This is a genomic window from Pseudomonas sp. P5_A12, from assembly GCF_056400685.1.
This window is the reverse complement of the sequence record NZ_JBFUKU010000017.1, coordinates 25,578-44,394: the sequence shown is the minus strand read 5'-3', so window position 1 is coordinate 44,394 and position 18,817 is coordinate 25,578. Positions and strand designations below refer to the sequence as shown.

Sequence of the window (18,817 nt, the reverse complement as noted above, 5' to 3'; positions counted from 1 at the left end):
CTGCTGTTTGGCCCGCCGGTGGTGGGGTTCGGTTTGCAGTACACGCTGGTCCAGCACCTTGAGTTTGCCGCAGCTTTTAGTGCATTGGCGTTGGGCATGATTTACCTGGGCCTGACCCGATTTCTGATGGGCGGCCGCGCGTTGCTGCTGGCAGAAACCTGTCTGGCACTGGGCGTGATCTTCACCAGTCTGGCGATTCCTTTGGGGCTCGATGCGCGCTGGACATCTGCTGCCTGGGCCGTTGAGGGCGCCGGGATCTTCTGGCTCTGCCTGCGTCAGCAACGACCCACGGCACGAGCCTTTGCCTTGCTACTGCAACTGGGCTCGGCGGTGGCGTTTCTGCGCGAGCTACGACTCGGCGAAAGCAGCCTGCTCGACGGCGCTCCGTTGGGTGCGTTGATGCTCGGCATGGCGTTGCTGTTCAGCTTCTATCAATTGCGCAACGCGGCACCTGGACAGACGGTGGAATGGGAGCGCAAAGGGAATGCGGTGCTGGCGTGCCTCGCTCTGACGTTTCTCTATCTGCTGGCGCCCTTGTTTTTCTTTACTCAAGGCACTGCGATCAGTTGGGCGCTGGCCGGTTTGGCGACGTTGTTTGTCGGCCTGCGCCTGCAATCGCGCACGTTTCTGTTCACCGCGTTTGTCGTGCAGTTGCTCGGCGGTGCGTTGTTCCTGTTGCGGTTGGAAAGTGGCGGGGGTGAGTCTGCGGGGGTGTTCAGCGCTGGCTGGAGCGGTTTGCTCAGTGCCTCGCTGATCGGTCTGGCGCTGATCGCCGGGATGCTGCTGGCGGCGCGCGATGAAATGGTGCGCAGCGACATGCGACTGTTGCTTGGCGTGTCGGTGGTGTTGTTGGCCGGTCTGGTGCTGATCAATCTGGCCGTACTGTTCGTCCTGCCGTGGAAAACCGCGAGTGCGGTGTGGGCGGCCAGTGGTTTATTCATCATCTGGTTGAGCCTGTTTCTCAAGTTACGCGTCAGTTTTGTCTTCGGTTTACTGTTGCAGGTGATTGGCGGCGCGGCGTTTGTGGTGGCGGGGCCAGCTCTGCTCGGGCCGTTGGCCAGTGAGGGTTTGAATCCGCTGGCGCACAGCGGTTTCTGGACGCCGTTGGCATTGGGCTCGGCGGCGCTGGTCGGTGCCTGGCGATTGCAGATTGGCAATCATGCTTCGGCGTTCGATGTGCTGAGTTTGCAGCGTTTATCCGAAGTGCTGCTGGTATGGGGCGCGGGTTGGTGGGCGCTGGCCTGGATCAGTGAAGTGCTGCGTTTTGCGCCGGTCAATCTGCAGGCGACGCTGTTGCTGGTGATCGCGGCCATTAGCGTGGCGCTCTGGACGCTGTTGGCGCTGCGCTTGAAATGGTCCTCGCTGGGTTTGCTCTGCACCTTGCTGATGCCGGCCGCTGGCGTGGTGTTGCTTGCGGCGTGGCAATCGCGTTATCACCCGGCGGCCAGTTTTGGTTGGCTGGGGTGGGCGGCGGTGTTCTTCGTGCATTTCGTCTCGCTTAGGAGACTGGCGCCCGTGTTGCCGGCGCGCGCTGTGAGCACCGCGCATGTGCTCGGCTGCTGGCTGTTGATCGGCGTGCTGGCGTTGGAGTTGCGCTACGGCTTGTTGCTGTTGTCCGAGCAATACAACGCCTGGCGCTGGTTGGGCTGGGCGATTCTGCCAAGCCTGTATCTGGTGCTGATGGCTTCGCCGCGCAATTGGCCGTGGCCGGTGTCGGCATATCCCCGCGAATACCGACTGTATGCAGCGGCACCGCTGGCGTTGCTGATGCTCGGTTGGTTTTGGCTGGCGAATGTGGTCAGCGACGGCACTGCCGAACCACTGCCGTATGTACTGTTGATCAACCCCTTGGAGTTGGGCCTGCTGTTTGCGCTGTTCGGCGTCTACGACTGGTCGCGCAGCGCCGTGACGCAACTGGCGATCCGCAAGGACTACGCCGAACACGTCACCCAATGGCTCGCCGGGATTTCACTGTTCATGTTCTTTACCGTGCTGGTGATGCGTGCGGCGCACCATTGGGGGGGTGTGCCGTTCGAGTTCGATGCGTTGCTTGAATCAACGTTAGTTCAGGCCGGCCTGTCCATCATCTGGACCCTGATGGCGCTGAGCCTGATGATCGGCGGTCATTTGCGTCATCGTCGCGAGGTCTGGCTGATCGGTGCGGCGTTGATTGGCGTGGTGGTGGCCAAGCTGTTCTTTGTGGAATTGAGTAACCGCGGCGGGCTCGCGCGGATCGTGTCGTTTATCGGCGTTGGCGTGTTGCTGCTGGTGGTGGGCTATTTCGCGCCGCTGCCGCCCAAGCGTGCCGAGGCTGCGCTGGAGTCTGAAAAACCGGCACCGGAAACCGAAGGAGTGTCATCTTGAGTCAGAAGCTGAATCTGGGCTGGTTGGGCGTGGTGGCACTGGGTGTGACACTGTCGGTCAGTGCCCAGGAGCAACCGGCGGATTACACCACTCAAGTGCCGTTGTCCGTGAGCGGTGAAGGCCCGTGGTATCGCCTCGATTTGCCGTTGAGCGTGCAGTTGAATGCGCGGCAAACCGACCTGAGTGATGTGCGTGTCTTCAACGCCGCCGGTCAGGTTCAGGCGTATGCCATGGCGAGAGAACCGGCCCAAACCCGCGAAAGTCGCACACTGACTGACGTGAAGTGGTTCCCGCTGTACAACTCGGCAGATTCCACCGAGCACGCGCCCAGCGTGCGAGTGCAGTCGAGTGCCAGCGGCGCGCTGGTCGAAGTGCAACCGTCCAGCCAGCTGGAGGCGGGTGAAGAAGTGCTGCGCGGCTGGTTGCTCGATGCCAGCGCTATCAAGGCGCCGTTGCAGCAATTGGTCCTCGACTGGACCAGCGAGCGCGACGGCTTCCAGCAATTCAGCATCGAAGCCAGCGACGACTTGCAGCATTGGCAGTCGTGGGGCCAAGGGCAGGTCGCACGGCTGGCGTTTGCCGACGAACAGGTCGAGCAGCATGAAGTCAGCCTGCCGGGGCAATCGGCGCGCTATTTGCGCTTGTTATGGAGTTCACCACAATCGGCGCCGACGCTGACGTCGGCGCAGCTGGAAAGTGCGAGCAGCCGCAGCCTGCCGCTGCCGTTGGTCTGGTCGCAACCGTTGGCCGGCAGCAGCGTGAAGACCGGTGAATACACCTGGCAATTGCCGATGGGGCTGAATGTCGAGCGGGTGCAGGTCGAACTGAGTCAGCCCAACAGTCTGGCGCCGGTCACCTTGTCCGGTCGCCGCGAGAGCAGCTTGCCGTGGCAGCCGCTGGGCATCGGTTTGCTGTATCGCCTGACCCAGAATGGCGAGGACGTGGTGCAGAACGAATTGCAGCTATCGGGGCAAACCGTGCAGCAGTTGAAGCTGGTCGTGGACGATCGCGGTGGAGGCCTGGGTGCCGAAGCACCGACGGTGAGGTATGCCGTGCGTCCGACGCAGCTGGTATTCCTCGCGCGTGGGCCAGGGCCTTACACGCTGGCGCTGGGGAATGCGACGGTGAAAGCGGCGAGCTTGCCGTTGTCGACGCTGATTCCGGATTACAGCGCGCAGAAGCTGGCGACATTGGGCAAGGCCGTGGTGGAGGGCGGGGTGGTGACGCCGGTGTCTAACTCGGTAGCACCTGCGACGGCTGGCACGAACTGGAAGAAATTCGGGTTGTGGGCGGTGTTGTTGCTAGGCGTGCTGGTTCTGGCGGCGATGGCGTTCAGTTTGCTGCGCAAGCCCCCCGTCAAACCCTGAAAGCGGGTGCTGCGCACCCATCGCGAGCAGGTTCGCTCCCACAGTTGAATGCGCACCCATGTGGGAGCGAGCCTGCTCGCGAAAGCGGTTTTTCGGTCGGTAAAAATGCCCGTTTCGAACTACGCTAAACCCCGCGCATGAACTCTCTTGGGCGTATCACGTCTGATAGGAGGAAATGCGCCTCGACTCGCGTTAAACTGCGCGGGTTTTTAGCCCCCCATTCCACCGGAGCCTTCCATGTCCCGCGTTACCCTGAGTCGCTATTTGATTGAGCAGACCCGTAGCAACAACACTCCTGCCGATCTGCGTTTCCTGATCGAAGTGGTGGCGCGTGCTTGCAAAGAGATCAACCACGCCGTGTCGAAAGGCGCCCTCGGTGGTGTTCTGGGCAGCATGGGCACTGAAAACGTCCAAGGCGAAGTGCAGAAGAAACTCGACGTGATCTCCAACGAGATTCTGCTCGAAGCCAACGAATGGGGCGGTCACCTGGCCGGCATGGCGTCCGAAGAAATGGACAATGCCTACCAGATCCCGGGCAAATACCCGAAAGGCGCGTACCTGCTGGTATTCGACCCGCTGGACGGTTCGTCGAACATCGATATCAACGCGCCGGTCGGTACGATTTTCTCGGTGCTGCGTTGCCCGAACGAATACCTGAGCCAGAATGAGCCCTTGAACGAAAAGGCTTTCCTGCAACCAGGCACCGAGCAAGTGGCTGCCGGTTACGCGATCTACGGTCCACAGACCATGTTGATCCTGACCCTGGGTGATGGCGTTAAAGGCTTCACCCTGGACCGTGAAATGGGCAGCTTCGTGCTGACCCACGAAGACATCAAGATCCCGACCTCCACTCAGGAATTCGCGATCAACGCGTCCAATCAGCGCCACTGGGAAGCACCGGTACAACGCTACGTCAGCGAATTGCTGTCTGGCGAAGAAGGCCCGCTGAAAAAGAACTACAACATGCGCTGGGTCGCCGCGATGGTCGCAGACGTGCACCGCATCCTGACCCGTGGCGGTCTGTTCATGTACCCACGCGATAGCCGCGAGCCGTCCAAGCCGGGCAAGCTGCGTCTGATGTACGAAGCCAACCCGATGTCGTTCCTGGTTGAACAGGCTGGCGGCGCCTCCACCGATGGCCATCAGCGCATCCTCGACATCAAGCCTGACGGCCTGCACCAGCGTGTCGCGGTGTTCCTGGGCTCGAAAGAAGAAGTCGAACGCGTCACGGCTTACCACAAGGAATAAACCATGACCGAGCCCTGGCAGCCGTTGCTCGATTGGTGGTTCGGATCTTCCGAATCAGCGAACGAAACAGCGGCTGACAAGGGCAAAGTATGGTTCGGCAAGCGCGACAGCCAGGACCTCGAAGCGCAGACGCGTTTCGGGGACTGGGTCGAGCAGGCACTGGCTGGCGGATTGACTGACTGGGCGCAACGCCCCGAAGGCTGGCTGGCACTGGTGCTACTGCTCGATCAACTCCCGCGAATGATCTATCGCAACACTTCCAAATCCTTTTCCGGTGATCTCAGGGCTCAGGCACTGGTGGCGCAAGGCATTGCTGCGGATTTTGGTCGGCAGTTGAGGCCTGTTCAGCGGGTATTCATTTACCTGGTGATGGAGCATTGCGAGCACCTGGCAGTACAGAACGAAGCCGTTTCGCGGTTCATCGAATTGGTGGCGCAGCAGCCGGAGGCGGATCGGGCTGTGTTTGCCGATAATCTGGATTATGCCGAGCGGCATCGGGACGTGATTGCACGGTTTGGGCGGTTTCCGCATCGCAATGCGGTGTTGGGGCGGGAGTCTACGGCTGAGGAGCTGGAGTTTCTCAGCAGGCCAGGCTCGCATTTTTAGACGCGATGGGCCTCGAACTTACGGATTCCCTTGAAGCAGACGTTTCATCAGCAGTGTTGGCAGGTTTTTCCGAGTATCGGCAATGATGTGGACATAGACCGTTTGGTCTCGGACTTCATAAATGATCCTGTTCATTCCTGAGAGTATTTGTCGGTACTGATTGAGGTGGAGCTTCTCGATTTCTTCAGGGATTGATCCTGAATAAGGCTGCGCTTCCTAGTGGCGAATGGCTGATTTCAAAGAGGTGTAGGTGCTTTGCCAGGTTTGGGTGGAAAACTGTTTGATGAGATAGGTACGAAGTTCTTTCAAGTCTGTTTCGGCGGACTGAAGAATGACGACCTTTAAACTCATTGATGGTCAGCCTTGTCCAGTTCAGCGAAGACGTCTTCGGCATCGCGAAATTTGCCTTCTTCAATCTCACGATTACCCATTGCCAAGAGTTTTAAAAGGGCCATCGTGTCTTCTTGCTCTTCGAAGCTTTTCACGTCCATCACCACGAGCTTTGCTTCACCATTTTGGGTGATGACCAAGGGCTCACGGCTTTCTGTGATCGTTTTGACGATTTCTGCTGTATGGCTTTTAAGGTAGCTGATGGGCTTGATTTGAGATGAAAGCTTCATGGGGTGAGCCTCGCCAGGTTGAGTAGGACCGAGTTTAGTCTTAATTCAGTCCTGCGTCAGGTGCTGCCGACCGGTGCTTACTCAACGGGCATTGGTCTCGGGTTTACCTGGTCATTGGGGCTTATGCCGCCTGCACCCAGTTCGTTGAAGGCGGCGGCAGTGCTGCTGGTACGCGAGGCAAAAACTGACGAAATACTCAATGGCGTAGGAAAGTGTCTGATTTTTCGAAAGAAGGCAGACGAGCGGCCTGATAAATAGCGCGGCGGTAAGGGAACCAGATGGGGGTTTTCTCTTCTAAGGTTCTGCTTGGCAGCCATGCCATTCCCCTTCGTCCCAGGAGTTTCACATGTCGCTGCGATCTATCGCCTTGCTGTCGTTCTGCGTGTTGTTGGCCGCATGCAGCAAGGTCAATCAGGAAAACTACTCGAAGCTTTCGTCCGGTATGCCTAAGGCCGAGGTTGAAACGTTGCTGGGTAAGCCTGCTGATTGCTCGGGCGCACTGGGTATGTCCAGTTGCACATGGGGCGACAAAAACAGCTTTATCAGCGTGCAGTTTGCCGGTGACAAAGTATTGATGTTTTCCGGCCAAGGCCTGAAGTAAACCGGGGCGTTGCGCCCACGGGAGAAAAACAATGAAGCGGTTGTTACTTGTACTTTTTGCCTGCCTGGTATTGGCTGGCTGCGCCACTTCTGGCCAGGATCAGTTGGCGCCAAAAACCGTCAACAGCGTCAACCTCAAGCGTTATCAGGGAACCTGGTACGAGTTGGCGCGCATGCCCATGTATTTCCAGCGCGATTGCGCCCAATCCGAAGCCCATTACCTCCTCAAGCCTGACGGTAACATGGCGATATTGAACCGCTGCCTGACGGCGCAGTGGCAGTGGGAAGAGGTCAAGGGCACGGCTTATCCACAGGTGCCGGGCAAAACCGACAAATTGTGGGTTGAGTTCGATACCTGGTTTTCTCGTCTGATTCCGGGTACGGCGAAGGGGCAATACTGGGTGTTGTACGTCAGCGACGACTACAAGACAGCCATTGTTGGCGACCCGAGTCGCAAATACCTGTGGCTGTTGGCGCGGACCCCAACCGTCAATGGTGTCGTGCGAGAAGAGCTGCTGAGCAAGGCGCGTCAACAGGGTTACGACACCTCGCGACTGATCTGGCGAGCGTCGGAGTCGCAGATGGCCAAGACCTCGAACTAACGATCACCGAAGAACAGTAACTGTGGGAGCGAGCCTGCTCGCGAAGGCGGACTGTCAGTCAACATCTCTGTTGAATGTGACGGCCCTTTCGCGGGCAGGCTCGCTCCCACAATTGTTTCCGGTGTTAGCCCAAGAGATCGCGCAGGACCTGGGTGAACGCGCGATTGCTTTCTTCCTCCTCGGCATGGCGTCCGTCACGCACAACCCACTGGCCATTGACCAGCACATCACGAACCTGGCGATCGCCGCCGGCAAACAACCAACGATTCAGAATCCCGTCGCCACTGGCCGTTGCCAGGTACGGGTCGTTGCCGTCCAGTACCAACCAGTCCGCACGCTTGCCCACTTCCAACGCGCCAATCGGCTGACCCAGTGCCTGAGCGCCGCCATCCAGTGCCGCGTCGTAAAGCGTGCGGCCGACCATCGGTTGATCCGCGCCATACAAGCGATTACGCCTCTGATCGCGCAGACGCTGACCGTATTCCAGCCAACGCAACTCTTCCACCACGCTCAAGGACACATGACTGTCGGAGCCGATGCCCATGCGTCCGCCCTGAGCGAGGAAATCCACGGCCGGGAAAATCCCGTCGCCGAGGTTGGCTTCGGTGGTCAGGCACAGACCGGCAATGGCGCGACTCTTGGCCATCAGCGTGACTTCCTCCGCATTGGCGTGAGTGGCGTGAACCAGGCACCAGCGCTGATCGACCTCAGTGTTTTCGTACAGCCATTGCAGCGGACGACGAGCGCTCCAGCTCAGGCAGTCATCGACTTCCTTTTGCTGTTCGGCAATGTGGATGTGCACCGGGCATTGCTTGTCGCTGGCGGCCAGCACTTCGCTGATTTGCTGTGGCGTGACCGCGCGTAGCGAGTGGAAGCACAAGCCCAGCGACTGCGCCGGTTGCCGGGCCAGAATCGGCTGCAAACGCGACTGGAGTGTCAGGTAGTTTTCGGTGCTGTTGATAAAACGGCGCTGGCCGTCGTTCGGCGTCTGGCCGCCGAAACCGGAATGGCTGTAGAGCACCGGCAGCAGGGTCAGGCCGATACCAGCGGAACTGGCAGCCTGGCTGATGCGCAGCGCCAGCTCGGCCGGATCTGCATAGGCCTGGCCATTGGTGTCGTGGTGCACGTAATGAAATTCCGCGACCGAGGTGTACCCGGCCTTGAGCATTTCGATGTACAGCTGACGGGCGATCACGCCGAGTTGGTCCGGGCTGATTTTTCCGACGAGGCGATACATCAGATCGCGCCAGGTCCAGAAACTGTCGTTCGGATTACCCGCGACTTCCGCCAATCCGGCCATCGCCCGCTGGAACGCGTGGGAGTGCAGGTTCGGCATGCCTGGTAGCAGTGGACCGCTTAGCCGTTCGGCGCCATCTGCATGGGAATCGGCCTGGAGATGGGTCAATACGCCCTCGGCGCTGACCTCAAGACGTACATTGTTGGCCCATCCACTAGGCAGCAGCGCGCGTTCGGCAAAGAAGGCGGACATGGTTCAGCACCCCATCGTGTGTTATTTGTATATACATATACAGACGTTTGCCTGCCCGGTAAACTCCGGCAAGCTAGCAACCCTATCCAAACGACCAAGGATTAACCGTGCCGACTCCGCCCCCAGTGTCACCGTTGGCCGCGAACATGGGCGACAGTCCGGCGCCCTTGTACGCCCGCGTCAAACAGATGATCACCCAGCAAATCGACAGTGGAAACTGGCCGCCGCACTATCGCGTGCCGTCGGAAAGCGAGTTGGTCAGCCAGCTCGGTTTCAGCCGCATGACCATCAACCGCGCCCTGCGTGAAATGACCGCCGACGGTCTGTTGGTGCGCATGCAAGGCGTGGGTACGTTCGTCGCCGAGCCGAAAAGCCAGTCCGCGTTGTTTGAAGTGCACAACATCGCCGACGAGATCGCCTCCCGTGGCCATCGCCACACTTGCAAGGTGATCACCCTCGAAGAAGAGGCCGCCGGCTCCGAGCGCGCCCTGGCCCTGGATATGCGCGAAGGGCAGAGGGTTTTCCACTCGCTGATCGTGCATTTCGAAAACGATATCCCGGTGCAAATCGAAGACCGTTTCGTCAATGCGCTGGTGGCCCCGGACTACCTCAAGCAAGACTTCACCCTGCAAACGCCTTACGCCTACCTGAACCAGGTGGCGCCGCTGACCGAAGGCGAGCACGTGGTCGAGGCGATCCTTGCCGAGGCGTCCGAGTGCAAGTTGTTGCAGATTGAAAAGGGCGAGCCGTGCTTGCTGATTCGCCGCCGCACCTGGTCCGGCCGTCAGCCAGTGACCGCCGCCCGTTTGATCCACCCCGGTTCCCGTCATCGTCTGGAAGGACGCTTTCATAAATGAATCAAGTAGTGAAAGTTTTACGCGCCATCGATTACCCACGCATGCCGTGGAAAAACGGCGGCGGCAGCACTGAAGAAATCACCCGCGATGCGGGCACTGGCCTAGAGGGTTTCGGCTGGCGCCTGTCGATTGCCGACATCGGCGAGTCGGGCGGCTTTTCGACGTTCAGCGGTTATGAGCGGGTCATCACCGTGCTGCAAGGTGATGGCATGACCTTGCGGGTGGATGGTCAGGACACGCAGCCACTGTTAACGCTGACCCCGTTTGCTTTCAGCGGTGAGAGCGATGTGTCCTGCACCCTGCTCGGCGGGCCGATCCGCGATTTCAACCTGATTTATGCGCCGCAGCGTTATAACGCACGATTGCAGTGGCTGACGGGTGAGCAGCGGTTTTTCAGCTCGGCGGGCACGGTGTTGGTGTTCAGCATCGCTGAGGCATTGGAAGTGAAAGTCAGTAACAGCGTATCGCAACTGGGTCGCCATGATTGTCTGCAACTGGACGGTAACACCGGCTTGCTGGAAGTCTCGGTCAATGGCCCATGCTGTGTGATCGAACTGACTGCACGCGATTAACTGTGGCGAGGGAGCTTGCTCCCGCTCGGCTGCGTAGCAGTCGTCAATCCTAAATCTCTGTTCATCTGATTCAACGAATGCTCCCGGTTTTGGGTCTGCTTCGCAGCCCAGCGGGAGCAAGCTCCCTCGCCACAAAACCACTCACACATCCTGTTCCCTTAAGCGCACCATCTTGTTACCGAACGCCCCAGTGTGGCGCAAAACCACGCTCAAGTAACAACCGTTTCCCCTTACGCAAAATCCCCCAAAAAAATTTCATCCCCCTCAAAGCCCCTGATTTACAGGCTTTCCAGCCTCCCCAAAATTTTTCTTGAACACCCATCCAACAAGTTGGCCGCTTGATTGCATATGCTTGTATGTACAAGTAAAGACGTATGCGTATGAGTCAACCGAGACTCTCCGCAGCGTCCACTGATTCGCTTGTTGCGCGACGATGCGCACAGGCTGGCTTGCCCACTGCCCGGGTTGGTTTGAATTGATCGCTGAGGAGTCTTTTTCGTGACTGACAATACCCAGAAACCTACCAAGTACCGCAACGTTGAAATCCGCGCCGCCCGCGGTAACACGCTGACCGCCAAAAGCTGGCTGACCGAAGCGCCGCTGCGCATGCTGATGAACAACCTCGACCCGGAAGTCGCCGAGAACCCTAAAGAACTTGTGGTTTACGGTGGCATTGGTCGTGCGGCACGTAACTGGGAATGCTACGACAAGATCGTCGAAAGCCTGACCAACCTGAACGACGACGAGACCCTGCTGGTGCAATCCGGCAAGCCGGTCGGCGTGTTCAAGACCCACAGCAACGCCCCGCGCGTACTGATCGCCAACTCCAACCTGGTGCCGCACTGGGCGAGCTGGGAACACTTCAACGAACTCGACGCCAAAGGCCTGGCCATGTACGGCCAGATGACCGCCGGCAGCTGGATCTACATCGGCAGCCAGGGCATCGTCCAGGGCACCTACGAAACCTTCGTCGAAGCCGGTCGCCAACACTACAACGATGACCTCAAAGGTCGTTGGGTCCTGACCGCCGGCCTCGGCGGCATGGGCGGCGCCCAGCCTCTGGCTGCAACTCTGGCTGGTGCTTGCTCGCTGAACATCGAATGCCAGCAGGTCAGCATCGATTTCCGCCTGAACAGCCGTTATGTCGATGAACAAGCCACCGACCTCGACGACGCGCTGGCCCGCATCGAAAAATACACCAAAGAAGGCAAGGCGATTTCCATCGCTCTGCTGGGCAACGCGGCAGAAATCCTGCCGGAACTGGTTCGTCGTGGCGTGCGCCCGGACATGGTCACCGACCAGACCAGCGCCCACGACCCGCTCAACGGTTACCTGCCGGCTGGCTGGACCTGGGACGAGTACCGCGCTCGCGCCAAGACCGAGCCGGCTGCCGTGGTCAAAGCCGCCAAGCAATCGATGGCCGTACACGTTAAAGCGATGCTGGATTTCCAGAAAATGGGCATCCCGACCTTCGACTACGGCAACAACATCCGTCAGATGGCCCAGGAAGAAGGCGTGGAAAACGCATTCGACTTCCCAGGCTTCGTACCGGCTTACATCCGTCCGCTGTTCTGCCGTGGCATCGGTCCATTCCGTTGGGCTGCACTGTCGGGCAACGCCGAAGACATCTACAAAACCGACGCCAAGGTCAAAGAACTGATCCCGGACGACGCACACCTGCACAACTGGCTGGACATGGCCCGCGAGCGCATCAGCTTCCAGGGTCTGCCGGCGCGTATCTGCTGGGTCGGTCTGGGCCTGCGTGCCAAGCTCGGTCTGGCGTTCAACGAAATGGTGCGTAGCGGCGAACTGTCTGCGCCGATCGTGATCGGTCGCGACCACCTGGACTCCGGTTCGGTAGCCAGCCCGAACCGCGAAACCGAATCGATGCAGGACGGTTCCGACGCCGTGTCCGACTGGCCGCTGCTCAACGCGCTGCTCAACACCGCGAGCGGTGCGACATGGGTGTCCCTGCACCACGGCGGTGGCGTCGGCATGGGCTTCTCCCAGCACTCGGGCATGGTGATTGTCTGCGACGGTACGGACGAAGCGGCCGAGCGTATTGCTCGCGTGCTGCACAACGACCCGGCGACCGGCGTTATGCGTCACGCCGATGCGGGTTACCAGATTGCCATCGACTGCGCCAAAGAGCAGGGCCTGAACCTGCCGATGATCACCGGCAAATAACACAGAAATACCTGTAGGAGCCGAGCTTGCTCGCGATGGGGTCAGCACATTCAACATCTCTGTTGACTGAAAAACCGCTATCGCGAGCAGGCTCACTCCCAAAAATGCCAACGTCAAACGTTGTAGCACTCGGAACAAGCGGGGCCGGCCGCGTTGCGGCGCAGGCCTGATTGGACGTGGACAGGGCTGGATGCCTCTAGACTGCCGTAAGCCCATTCATGATTAGGAGCGTCACAACAATGAAAACGAACAAGACCCTGCTGACCACATTGCTTTCCATGGGCCTGCTCGCCAGTGCCGGCGCCACCCAGGCTGCCGGTTGGTGCGAATCGGGCAAACCGGTGAAATTTGCCGGTCTGAACTGGGAAAGCGCCATGCTGCTGACCGACGTGCTGCAAGTCGTGTTGGAGAAAGGCTACGACTGCAAGACCGACAGTCTGCCAGGCAACTCCATCACCATGGAAAACGCCCTGAGCAGCAACGACATTCAAGTGTTTGCTGAAGAGTGGGTCGGCCGCAGCGAAGTCTGGAACAAGGCCGAGAAGGCCGGCAAAGTCGTCGGTATCGGCGCTCCGATCGTGGGCGCAACCGAAGGCTGGTACGTGCCGCGTTACGTGGTCGAAGGCGATGCCAAGCGCAAGCTGGAACCCAAGGCGCCCGACTTGAAAGCCATTACTGATCTGGGCAAGTACGCTTCCGTGTTCAAGGATCAGGAAGAACCATCGAAGGGCCGTTTTTACAACTGCCCGGCGGGTTGGACCTGCGAGCTGGATAACACCGAGATGCTGAAAAGCTACGGCCTGGAAAGCACTTACACCAACTTCCGCCCAGGCACCGGCCCGGCGCTGGATGCGGCCGTGCTGTCGAGCTACAAGCGTGGCGAGCCGATCCTGTTCTACTACTGGTCGCCAACCCCGCTGATGGGCCAGGTTGACCTGATCAAGCTCGAAGAGAAACCAGGCGTGAACAAGACCGTGGATATCAAGGTCGGCCTGTCCAAGGTCTTCCACGACCAAGCCCCGGAACTGGTGGCCGTGCTGGAAAAGGTCAACGTGCCGATCGAGCTCCTCAACCAGAACCTTGGTCGCATGAGTAAAGAGCGAATCGAGTCACCAAAACTGGCCAAGATCTTCTTGAAGGAACATCCTGAAGTCTGGCACGCCTGGGTGAGTGAAGACGCAGCCAAGAAAATCGACGCGGCCTTGTAGGTTGAGCCTCTCCGACTGTCGGCGACGGCAGTCGGAGGCTTGATCACAACCCCTTGATTGAGAGTCTCTTATGTTTCCCGAAAGCTTTACCTTTTCCATCGCCGACTGGGTCAACACTTGGGTCGATTCGCTGGTCACCAACTACGGCGACGTATTCCGGCAGATCTCTGACACGCTGTTGTGGGCCATCGTCAATCTTGAAGGGCTGCTGCGCGCGGCGCCCTGGTGGCTGATGCTGGCCATCGTCGCGGGCGTTGCCTGGCATGCGACCCGCAAAGTCGTGACCACGGCCGTGATTGTCGGCTTGTTGTTCCTGGTGGGTGCTGTCGGCCTCTGGGACAAGTTGATGCAAACCCTGGCGCTGATGATGGTCGCGACGATCATTTCGGTGCTGATTGGCATTCCGCTGGGCATTCTCTCGGCACGCAGCAATCGCCTGCGTTCGGTGTTGATGCCGATGCTGGACATCATGCAGACCATGCCGAGTTTCGTGTACCTGATCCCGGTGCTGATGCTGTTCGGTCTGGGTAAGGTCCCGGCGATTTTCGCCACTGTGATCTACGCCGCACCGCCGCTGATTCGCTTGACCGATCTGGGCATTCGCCAGGTTGACGGTGAAGTGATGGAAGCGATCAACGCCTTCGGTGCCAACCGCTGGCAGCAACTGTTTGGCGTGCAACTGCCGCTGGCCCTGCCGAGCATCATGGCCGGGATCAACCAGACCACCATGATGGCGCTGTCGATGGTAGTGATTGCCTCGATGATCGGTGCTCGTGGCTTGGGCGAAGACGTGCTGGTGGGGATTCAGACCCTCAACGTCGGACGTGGCCTGGAAGCCGGTCTGGCGATCGTGATTCTGGCTGTGGTGATCGACCGCATTACTCAGGCGTACGGTCGGGCACGGCATGAGGTGAGCAAATGAACAACGCGACCGTAAGCAAGATCGAAGTCAAAAACGTCTTCAAGATTTTCGGCAACCGTTCAAAGGATGCCCTGGCGATGATTGGCCAGGGCAAAACCAAAGACCAGGTGCTGTCCGAAACCGGCTGTGTGGTCGGCGTGAACGATTTGTCCCTGAGCATCGGCACTGGCGAGATCTTCGTGATCATGGGCCTGTCGGGTTCCGGCAAATCGACCCTGGTGCGTCACTTCAATCGCCTGATCGATCCGACCAGCGGCGCGATCCTGGTGGACGGCGTGGACATCCTGCAATACGACATGGAAGCCCTGCGTGAATTTCGCCGGCACCGGATCAGTATGGTGTTCCAGAGCTTCGGCCTGCTGCCGCACAAGACCGTGGTGGATAACGTCGCCTATGGCCTGAAAGTGCGTGGCGAGAGCAAGCAAATGTGCTCCGAGCGCGCGCTGCACTGGATCAACACTGTGGGCCTCAAGGGCTACGAAAACAAATACCCGCACCAGCTCTCGGGCGGCATGCGTCAACGTGTGGGCCTGGCCCGTGCCCTGGCGGCGGACACTGACATCATCCTCATGGATGAAGCGTTCAGCGCCCTCGACCCGTTGATCCGCGCCGAAATGCAGGATCAGTTGCTGGAACTTCAAAAGACCCTGCACAAGACCATCGTCTTCTTCACCCACGACCTCGACGAGGCCGTGCGCATCGGCAATCGCATTGCGATCCTCAAGGACGGCCGCCTGATTCAGGTCGGCACCCCGAGAGAGATCCTGCATTCGCCGGCGGATGAGTATGTCGACCGGTTTGTGCAGCGTCGGGCTGCGGTGGTTTAAAGGTTTGCGGCGTATTTGCCGGCCCCTTCGCTGGCAAGCCAGCTCCTACAAGGTGTACGCGTCCCCCTGTAGGAGCGGGCTTGCCCGCGATGGCGGCGGTAAAGCTGCATCAATACTCAGGTTATACGCACGAGGTCCAAGATGTCCCAGGCTGAAAAAATCGTTATCGCCGATGCCCCCGTGCGTTGGCAGGATGTGGTGGCCGTCGCCCGTCATGGCGCGCAGCTTGAGCTGTCGGCGCAGATCTGGGCGCGGATTGAAAACGCCCAGGGCATCGTCCAGCGCATCGTCACCAGCGGCGAGCGCGCCTACGGCATCAACACCGGGCTGGGCGCGTTGTGCAACGTCTCCCTGCAAGATGAACAACTCAGCCAGTTGTCGCGCAACACCTTGCTCAGTCACGCCTGTGGCGTTGGCGCACCGCTGACCAACGAGCAGACTCGCGCAATCATCTGTGCCGCCATCATCAACTACAGCCATGGCAAATCCGGCCTGCACCGCCAGGTGGTCGAAGCCCTGTTGGCGCTGCTCAACCGTGGCATCACCCCGCAAGTGCCGTCCCAGGGGTCCGTAGGCTACCTGACGCACATGGCGCACATCGGCATTGCGCTACTGGGTGTCGGTAACGTCAGCTATCGCGGACAGATTGTTTCCGCCCAACAAGCCCTGGCCGAAGAAGGCCTGCAACCGGTCAAGCTCGGCGCCAAGGACGGTTTGTGCCTGGTCAACGGCACGCCGTGCATGACCGGCCTCAGCTGCCTGGCGATTGCGGACGCCGCGCATTTGCTGCAGTGGGCCGACGTGATCGGCGCCATGAGTTTCGAAGCCCAGCGCGGTCAGATCGATGCGTTCGACGCCGAAATCATCGCGCTCAAGCCGCACCCGGGCATGCAGCAAGTCGGCCTCAACTTGCGCGCAGTGCTGAGTGGCAGTGAAGTGATTGCCAGCAGCAAAGGCATTCGGACTCAGGATGCCTTGAGCATACGTTCGATTCCGCAGGTACACGGCGCTGCCCGTGATCAGCTGGTTCACGCGACCAAACAGATCGAAACCGAACTCAATGGCGTCTCGGACAATCCGCTGGTGCTGGGTACGCCGGAGAACTACCGTGTCGTTTCCCAGGCCAACCCGCACGGCCAGTCCGTAGCGATGGCGGCGGACCTGCTGGCCATCGCCATGGCGGAAATCGGCTCCATCGCCGAGCGTCGTCTGGACCGTCTGATCAACCCGCACGTCAGCGGTCTACCGGCGTTTCTGGTGGCCAACCCGGGCGTCAACTCCGGGATGATGATCGTCCAATATGTCGCCGCTTCACTGTGTGCAGAAAACCGTCAGTTGGCGCAACCTGCTGTGCTCGACAACTACGTCACGTCCGGCTTGCAGGAAGACCACTTGAGCATGGGCACCAACGCTGCGCTGAAGCTGCATCGCGCCTTGGAAAACTGCACGCAGATCCTCGCCATCGAGTACTTGCTGGCGGCCCAGGCGTTCGAATTCCTCAAAGAGCAACGCTTTGGCGCTGGTACCGATGCCGCGTGGCGCCTGCTGCGTGAGCGTGTTCCGGCTTATGATCAGGACCGCTGGCTGGCGCCGGATATCGCCGCGGCTGCCGCTGTATTGAAAGAACAGAATTTGCTGCACAAGGCTGTACCGAACCTGAACTGACTTCCAACAAAAACCAGCGTGCCAAGGCGCCAGCCCCCTCATAAAGGGGGAAGCGACGGACAACGGACATCTCCGGAGCGTCTGGTAGTTCTCTTCATTTCAGAAGAAGACAACTCTCAAAAGGAGCACAAAATGACTGCGCTAAACCTGATTCCCGGCCAACTGAGCCTTGCCCAGTTGCGTGATGTATACCAGCAGCCAGTGAAACTGACCCTCGACAACAGCGCCTCGGCCCAGATCGAAGCCAGCGTCGCCTGCGTGGAACAGATCCTCGCCGAAAACCGCACCGCTTACGGCATCAACACCGGTTTCGGCCTGCTGGCCTCGACCCGTATCGCCAGCGAAGACCTGGAAAACCTACAGCGTTCCCTGGTGCTGTCTCACGCTGCCGGTGTCGGCGAGCCGATCAGCGACGCATTGGTGCGCCTGGTCATGGTGCTCAAGGTCAACAGCCTGAGCCGTGGTTTCTCCGGTATTCGTCGCGTGGTCATCGACGCGCTGATCGCGCTGATCAACGCCGAGGTCTACCCGCACATTCCATTGAAAGGCTCGGTCGGTGCGTCCGGTGACTTGGCGCCATTGGCGCACATGTCGCTGGTGCTGCTGGGTGAGGGCAAGGCGCGCTACAAGGGTGAGTGGATGGAAGCGACCGAAGCGCTGAAAGTCGCCGGTCTGACCCCGCTGACTTTGGCGGCGAAAGAAGGCCTGGCGCTGCTCAACGGCACTCAGGTGTCGACCGCTTATGCACTGCGCGGTCTGTTCGAAGGCGAAGACCTGTTCGCTGGCGCGGTGGCGCTGGGTGCGTTGACCGTTGAAGCGGTATTGGGCTCGCGCTCGCCGTTCGATGCGCGCATCCATGCTGCTCGCGGTCAGAAAGGCCAGATCGACGCCGCTGCTGCTTACCGCGATCTGCTGGGCGAGCGCAGTGAAGTGTCCGATTCGCACGAGAATTGCGAAAAGGTCCAGGACCCGTACTCCCTGCGTTGCCAGCCACAAGTCATGGGCGCCTGCCTGACCCAGTTCCGTCAGGCTGCCGAAGTGTTGGCCGTCGAAGCCAACGCGGTCTCCGACAACCCGCTGGTGTTCGCCGCGGAAGGTGACGTCATTTCCGGCGGTAACTTCCACGCCGAACCGGTGGCCATGGCCGCTGACAACATGGCACTGGCCATCGCGGAAATCGGCTCCCTGAGCGAACGCCGCATTTCGCTGATGATGGACAAACACATGTCGCAACTACCGCCGTTCCTGGTGGCTAACGGTGGCGTGAACTCCGGCTTCATGATCGCTCAGGTGACTGCCGCGGCACTCGCGAGCGAGAACAAGGCACTGGCACATCCGCATTCGGTAGACAGCCTGCCGACCTCGGCGAACCAGGAAGACCACGTGTCCATGGCCCCGGCGGCGGGCAAGCGTCTGTGGGAAATGGCGGAAAACACCCGCGGTGTGCTGGCGGTGGAATGGCTGGCGGCGGTTCAAGGCCTGGACTTGCGCAATGGCCTGAAGACCTCGGCAAAACTGGAAAAAGCCCGGGCGATTCTGCGTAAAGAAGTGCCGTTCTATGAGAAGGACCGCTTCTTTGCGCCGGACATCAATGCGGCGACCGAGTTGTTGGCGACCCGCTGCCTGAATGAACTGTTGTCGGTGAAGTTGCTGCCTAGCATTTAACCCCCCCCATCGATCGTT

At 59.7% G+C, this 18,817-nt stretch carries 17 protein-coding genes and 1 pseudogene; 14 read left to right on the top strand and 4 right to left on the bottom strand.

The window, feature by feature from the left end:
- The 4 genes from AC1DSG_RS04660 to AC1DSG_RS04645 form a co-directional block, all read left to right on the top strand.
- A partial coding sequence (locus AC1DSG_RS04660; protein ID WP_477789800.1) for a DUF2339 domain-containing protein occupies window positions 1-2,364 on the top strand: 2,364 nt, incomplete at its 5' end.
- On the top strand, window positions 2,361-3,731 hold the full coding sequence (locus AC1DSG_RS04655; RefSeq protein WP_477789799.1) for a DUF3999 domain-containing protein: 1,371 nt from the start codon (window positions 2,361-2,363) through the stop codon (window positions 3,729-3,731). The genes AC1DSG_RS04660 and AC1DSG_RS04655, both read left to right, overlap by 4 nt.
- Before the next feature lie 237 nt (window positions 3,732-3,968).
- Window positions 3,969-4,979 carry a class 1 fructose-bisphosphatase gene (locus AC1DSG_RS04650; protein ID WP_477789798.1) on the top strand — a complete coding sequence of 337 codons (1,011 nt, stop codon included), beginning with the start codon at window positions 3,969-3,971 and terminating at the stop codon, window positions 4,977-4,979.
- Between the two features lie 3 nt (window positions 4,980-4,982).
- Window positions 4,983-5,585 (top strand): DUF924 family protein, encoded by a 603-nt coding sequence (locus AC1DSG_RS04645; protein ID WP_477789797.1) that lies wholly within the window; start codon window positions 4,983-4,985, stop codon window positions 5,583-5,585.
- An 18-nt stretch (window positions 5,586-5,603) separates the two neighbouring features.
- On the opposite strand, the pseudogene AC1DSG_RS04640 reads toward AC1DSG_RS04645, so the two are convergent.
- From AC1DSG_RS04640 to AC1DSG_RS04630, 3 genes and pseudogenes are all read right to left on the bottom strand, one after another.
- Window positions 5,604-5,936: pseudogene (locus AC1DSG_RS04640) on the bottom strand (type II toxin-antitoxin system RelE/ParE family toxin).
- The gene (locus AC1DSG_RS04635) at window positions 5,933-6,205 is read right to left on the bottom strand and encodes a type II toxin-antitoxin system Phd/YefM family antitoxin (protein WP_305424106.1); all 273 of its coding nucleotides are present in this window, start codon (window positions 6,203-6,205) and stop codon (window positions 5,933-5,935) included. The pseudogene AC1DSG_RS04640 and the gene AC1DSG_RS04635 overlap by 4 nt, the downstream one beginning before the upstream one ends.
- A gap of 77 nt (window positions 6,206-6,282) precedes the next feature.
- Window positions 6,283-6,522, bottom strand: a complete 240-nt coding sequence (locus AC1DSG_RS04630) for a hypothetical protein (protein WP_477789796.1) — start codon at window positions 6,520-6,522, stop codon at window positions 6,283-6,285.
- Window positions 6,523-6,551: 29 nt separating this feature from the next.
- Between AC1DSG_RS04630 and AC1DSG_RS04625 the strand changes: the two genes are divergently transcribed.
- Both AC1DSG_RS04625 and AC1DSG_RS04620 read left to right on the top strand, forming a co-directional pair.
- Window positions 6,552-6,806, top strand: coding sequence for a hypothetical protein (locus tag AC1DSG_RS04625; RefSeq protein WP_477789795.1), 255 nt, complete (start codon window positions 6,552-6,554; stop codon window positions 6,804-6,806).
- 31 nt (window positions 6,807-6,837) lie between these two features.
- Complete coding sequence (locus AC1DSG_RS04620) at window positions 6,838-7,407, top strand: lipocalin family protein (RefSeq protein ID WP_477789794.1); 570 nt, start codon at window positions 6,838-6,840, stop codon at window positions 7,405-7,407.
- A 124-nt stretch (window positions 7,408-7,531) separates the two neighbouring features.
- Here the strand turns inward: AC1DSG_RS04620 and AC1DSG_RS04615 are convergent, their stop codons facing one another.
- A complete protein-coding gene (locus AC1DSG_RS04615) occupies window positions 7,532-8,896 on the bottom strand; it encodes a formimidoylglutamate deiminase (protein WP_477789793.1) in 1,365 nt (454 codons plus the stop codon).
- Window positions 8,897-9,042: 146 nt separating this feature from the next.
- Between AC1DSG_RS04615 and hutC the strand changes: the two genes are divergently transcribed.
- From hutC to hutH (AC1DSG_RS04575), 8 genes are all read left to right on the top strand, one after another.
- Window positions 9,043-9,753, top strand: a complete 711-nt coding sequence (gene hutC / locus AC1DSG_RS04610; RefSeq protein WP_154505298.1) for a histidine utilization repressor — start codon at window positions 9,043-9,045, stop codon at window positions 9,751-9,753.
- Window positions 9,750-10,325: a HutD/Ves family protein gene (locus AC1DSG_RS04605; RefSeq protein ID WP_477789792.1), complete on the top strand. Its 576-nt coding sequence runs from the start codon at window positions 9,750-9,752 to the stop codon at window positions 10,323-10,325. The genes hutC and AC1DSG_RS04605 overlap by 4 nt, the downstream gene beginning before the upstream one ends.
- 498 nt (window positions 10,326-10,823) lie before the next feature.
- Window positions 10,824-12,512 carry a urocanate hydratase gene (gene hutU, locus AC1DSG_RS04600; RefSeq protein WP_477789791.1) on the top strand — a complete coding sequence of 563 codons (1,689 nt, stop codon included), beginning with the start codon at window positions 10,824-10,826 and terminating at the stop codon, window positions 12,510-12,512.
- 239 nt (window positions 12,513-12,751) lie between these two features.
- Entirely contained in the window at window positions 12,752-13,720 is a 969-nt protein-coding gene (locus AC1DSG_RS04595) for an ABC transporter substrate-binding protein (RefSeq protein ID WP_477789790.1), read from the top strand.
- Between the two features lie 70 nt (window positions 13,721-13,790).
- Entirely contained in the window at window positions 13,791-14,642 is an 852-nt protein-coding gene (locus AC1DSG_RS04590; RefSeq protein ID WP_477789789.1) for an ABC transporter permease, read from the top strand.
- A complete protein-coding gene (locus tag AC1DSG_RS04585) occupies window positions 14,639-15,469 on the top strand; it encodes a quaternary amine ABC transporter ATP-binding protein (protein WP_477789788.1) in 831 nt (276 codons plus the stop codon). Before AC1DSG_RS04590 ends, AC1DSG_RS04585 begins: the two co-directional genes overlap by 4 nt.
- A 141-nt stretch (window positions 15,470-15,610) precedes the next feature.
- A complete protein-coding gene (gene hutH / locus AC1DSG_RS04580) occupies window positions 15,611-17,134 on the top strand; it encodes a histidine ammonia-lyase (RefSeq protein WP_477789787.1) in 1,524 nt (507 codons plus the stop codon).
- Window positions 17,135-17,266: 132 nt separating this feature from the next.
- Complete coding sequence (hutH, locus tag AC1DSG_RS04575) at window positions 17,267-18,799, top strand: histidine ammonia-lyase (RefSeq protein WP_477789786.1); 1,533 nt, start codon at window positions 17,267-17,269, stop codon at window positions 18,797-18,799.
- The last annotated feature ends 18 nt before the right edge of the window (window positions 18,800-18,817 follow it).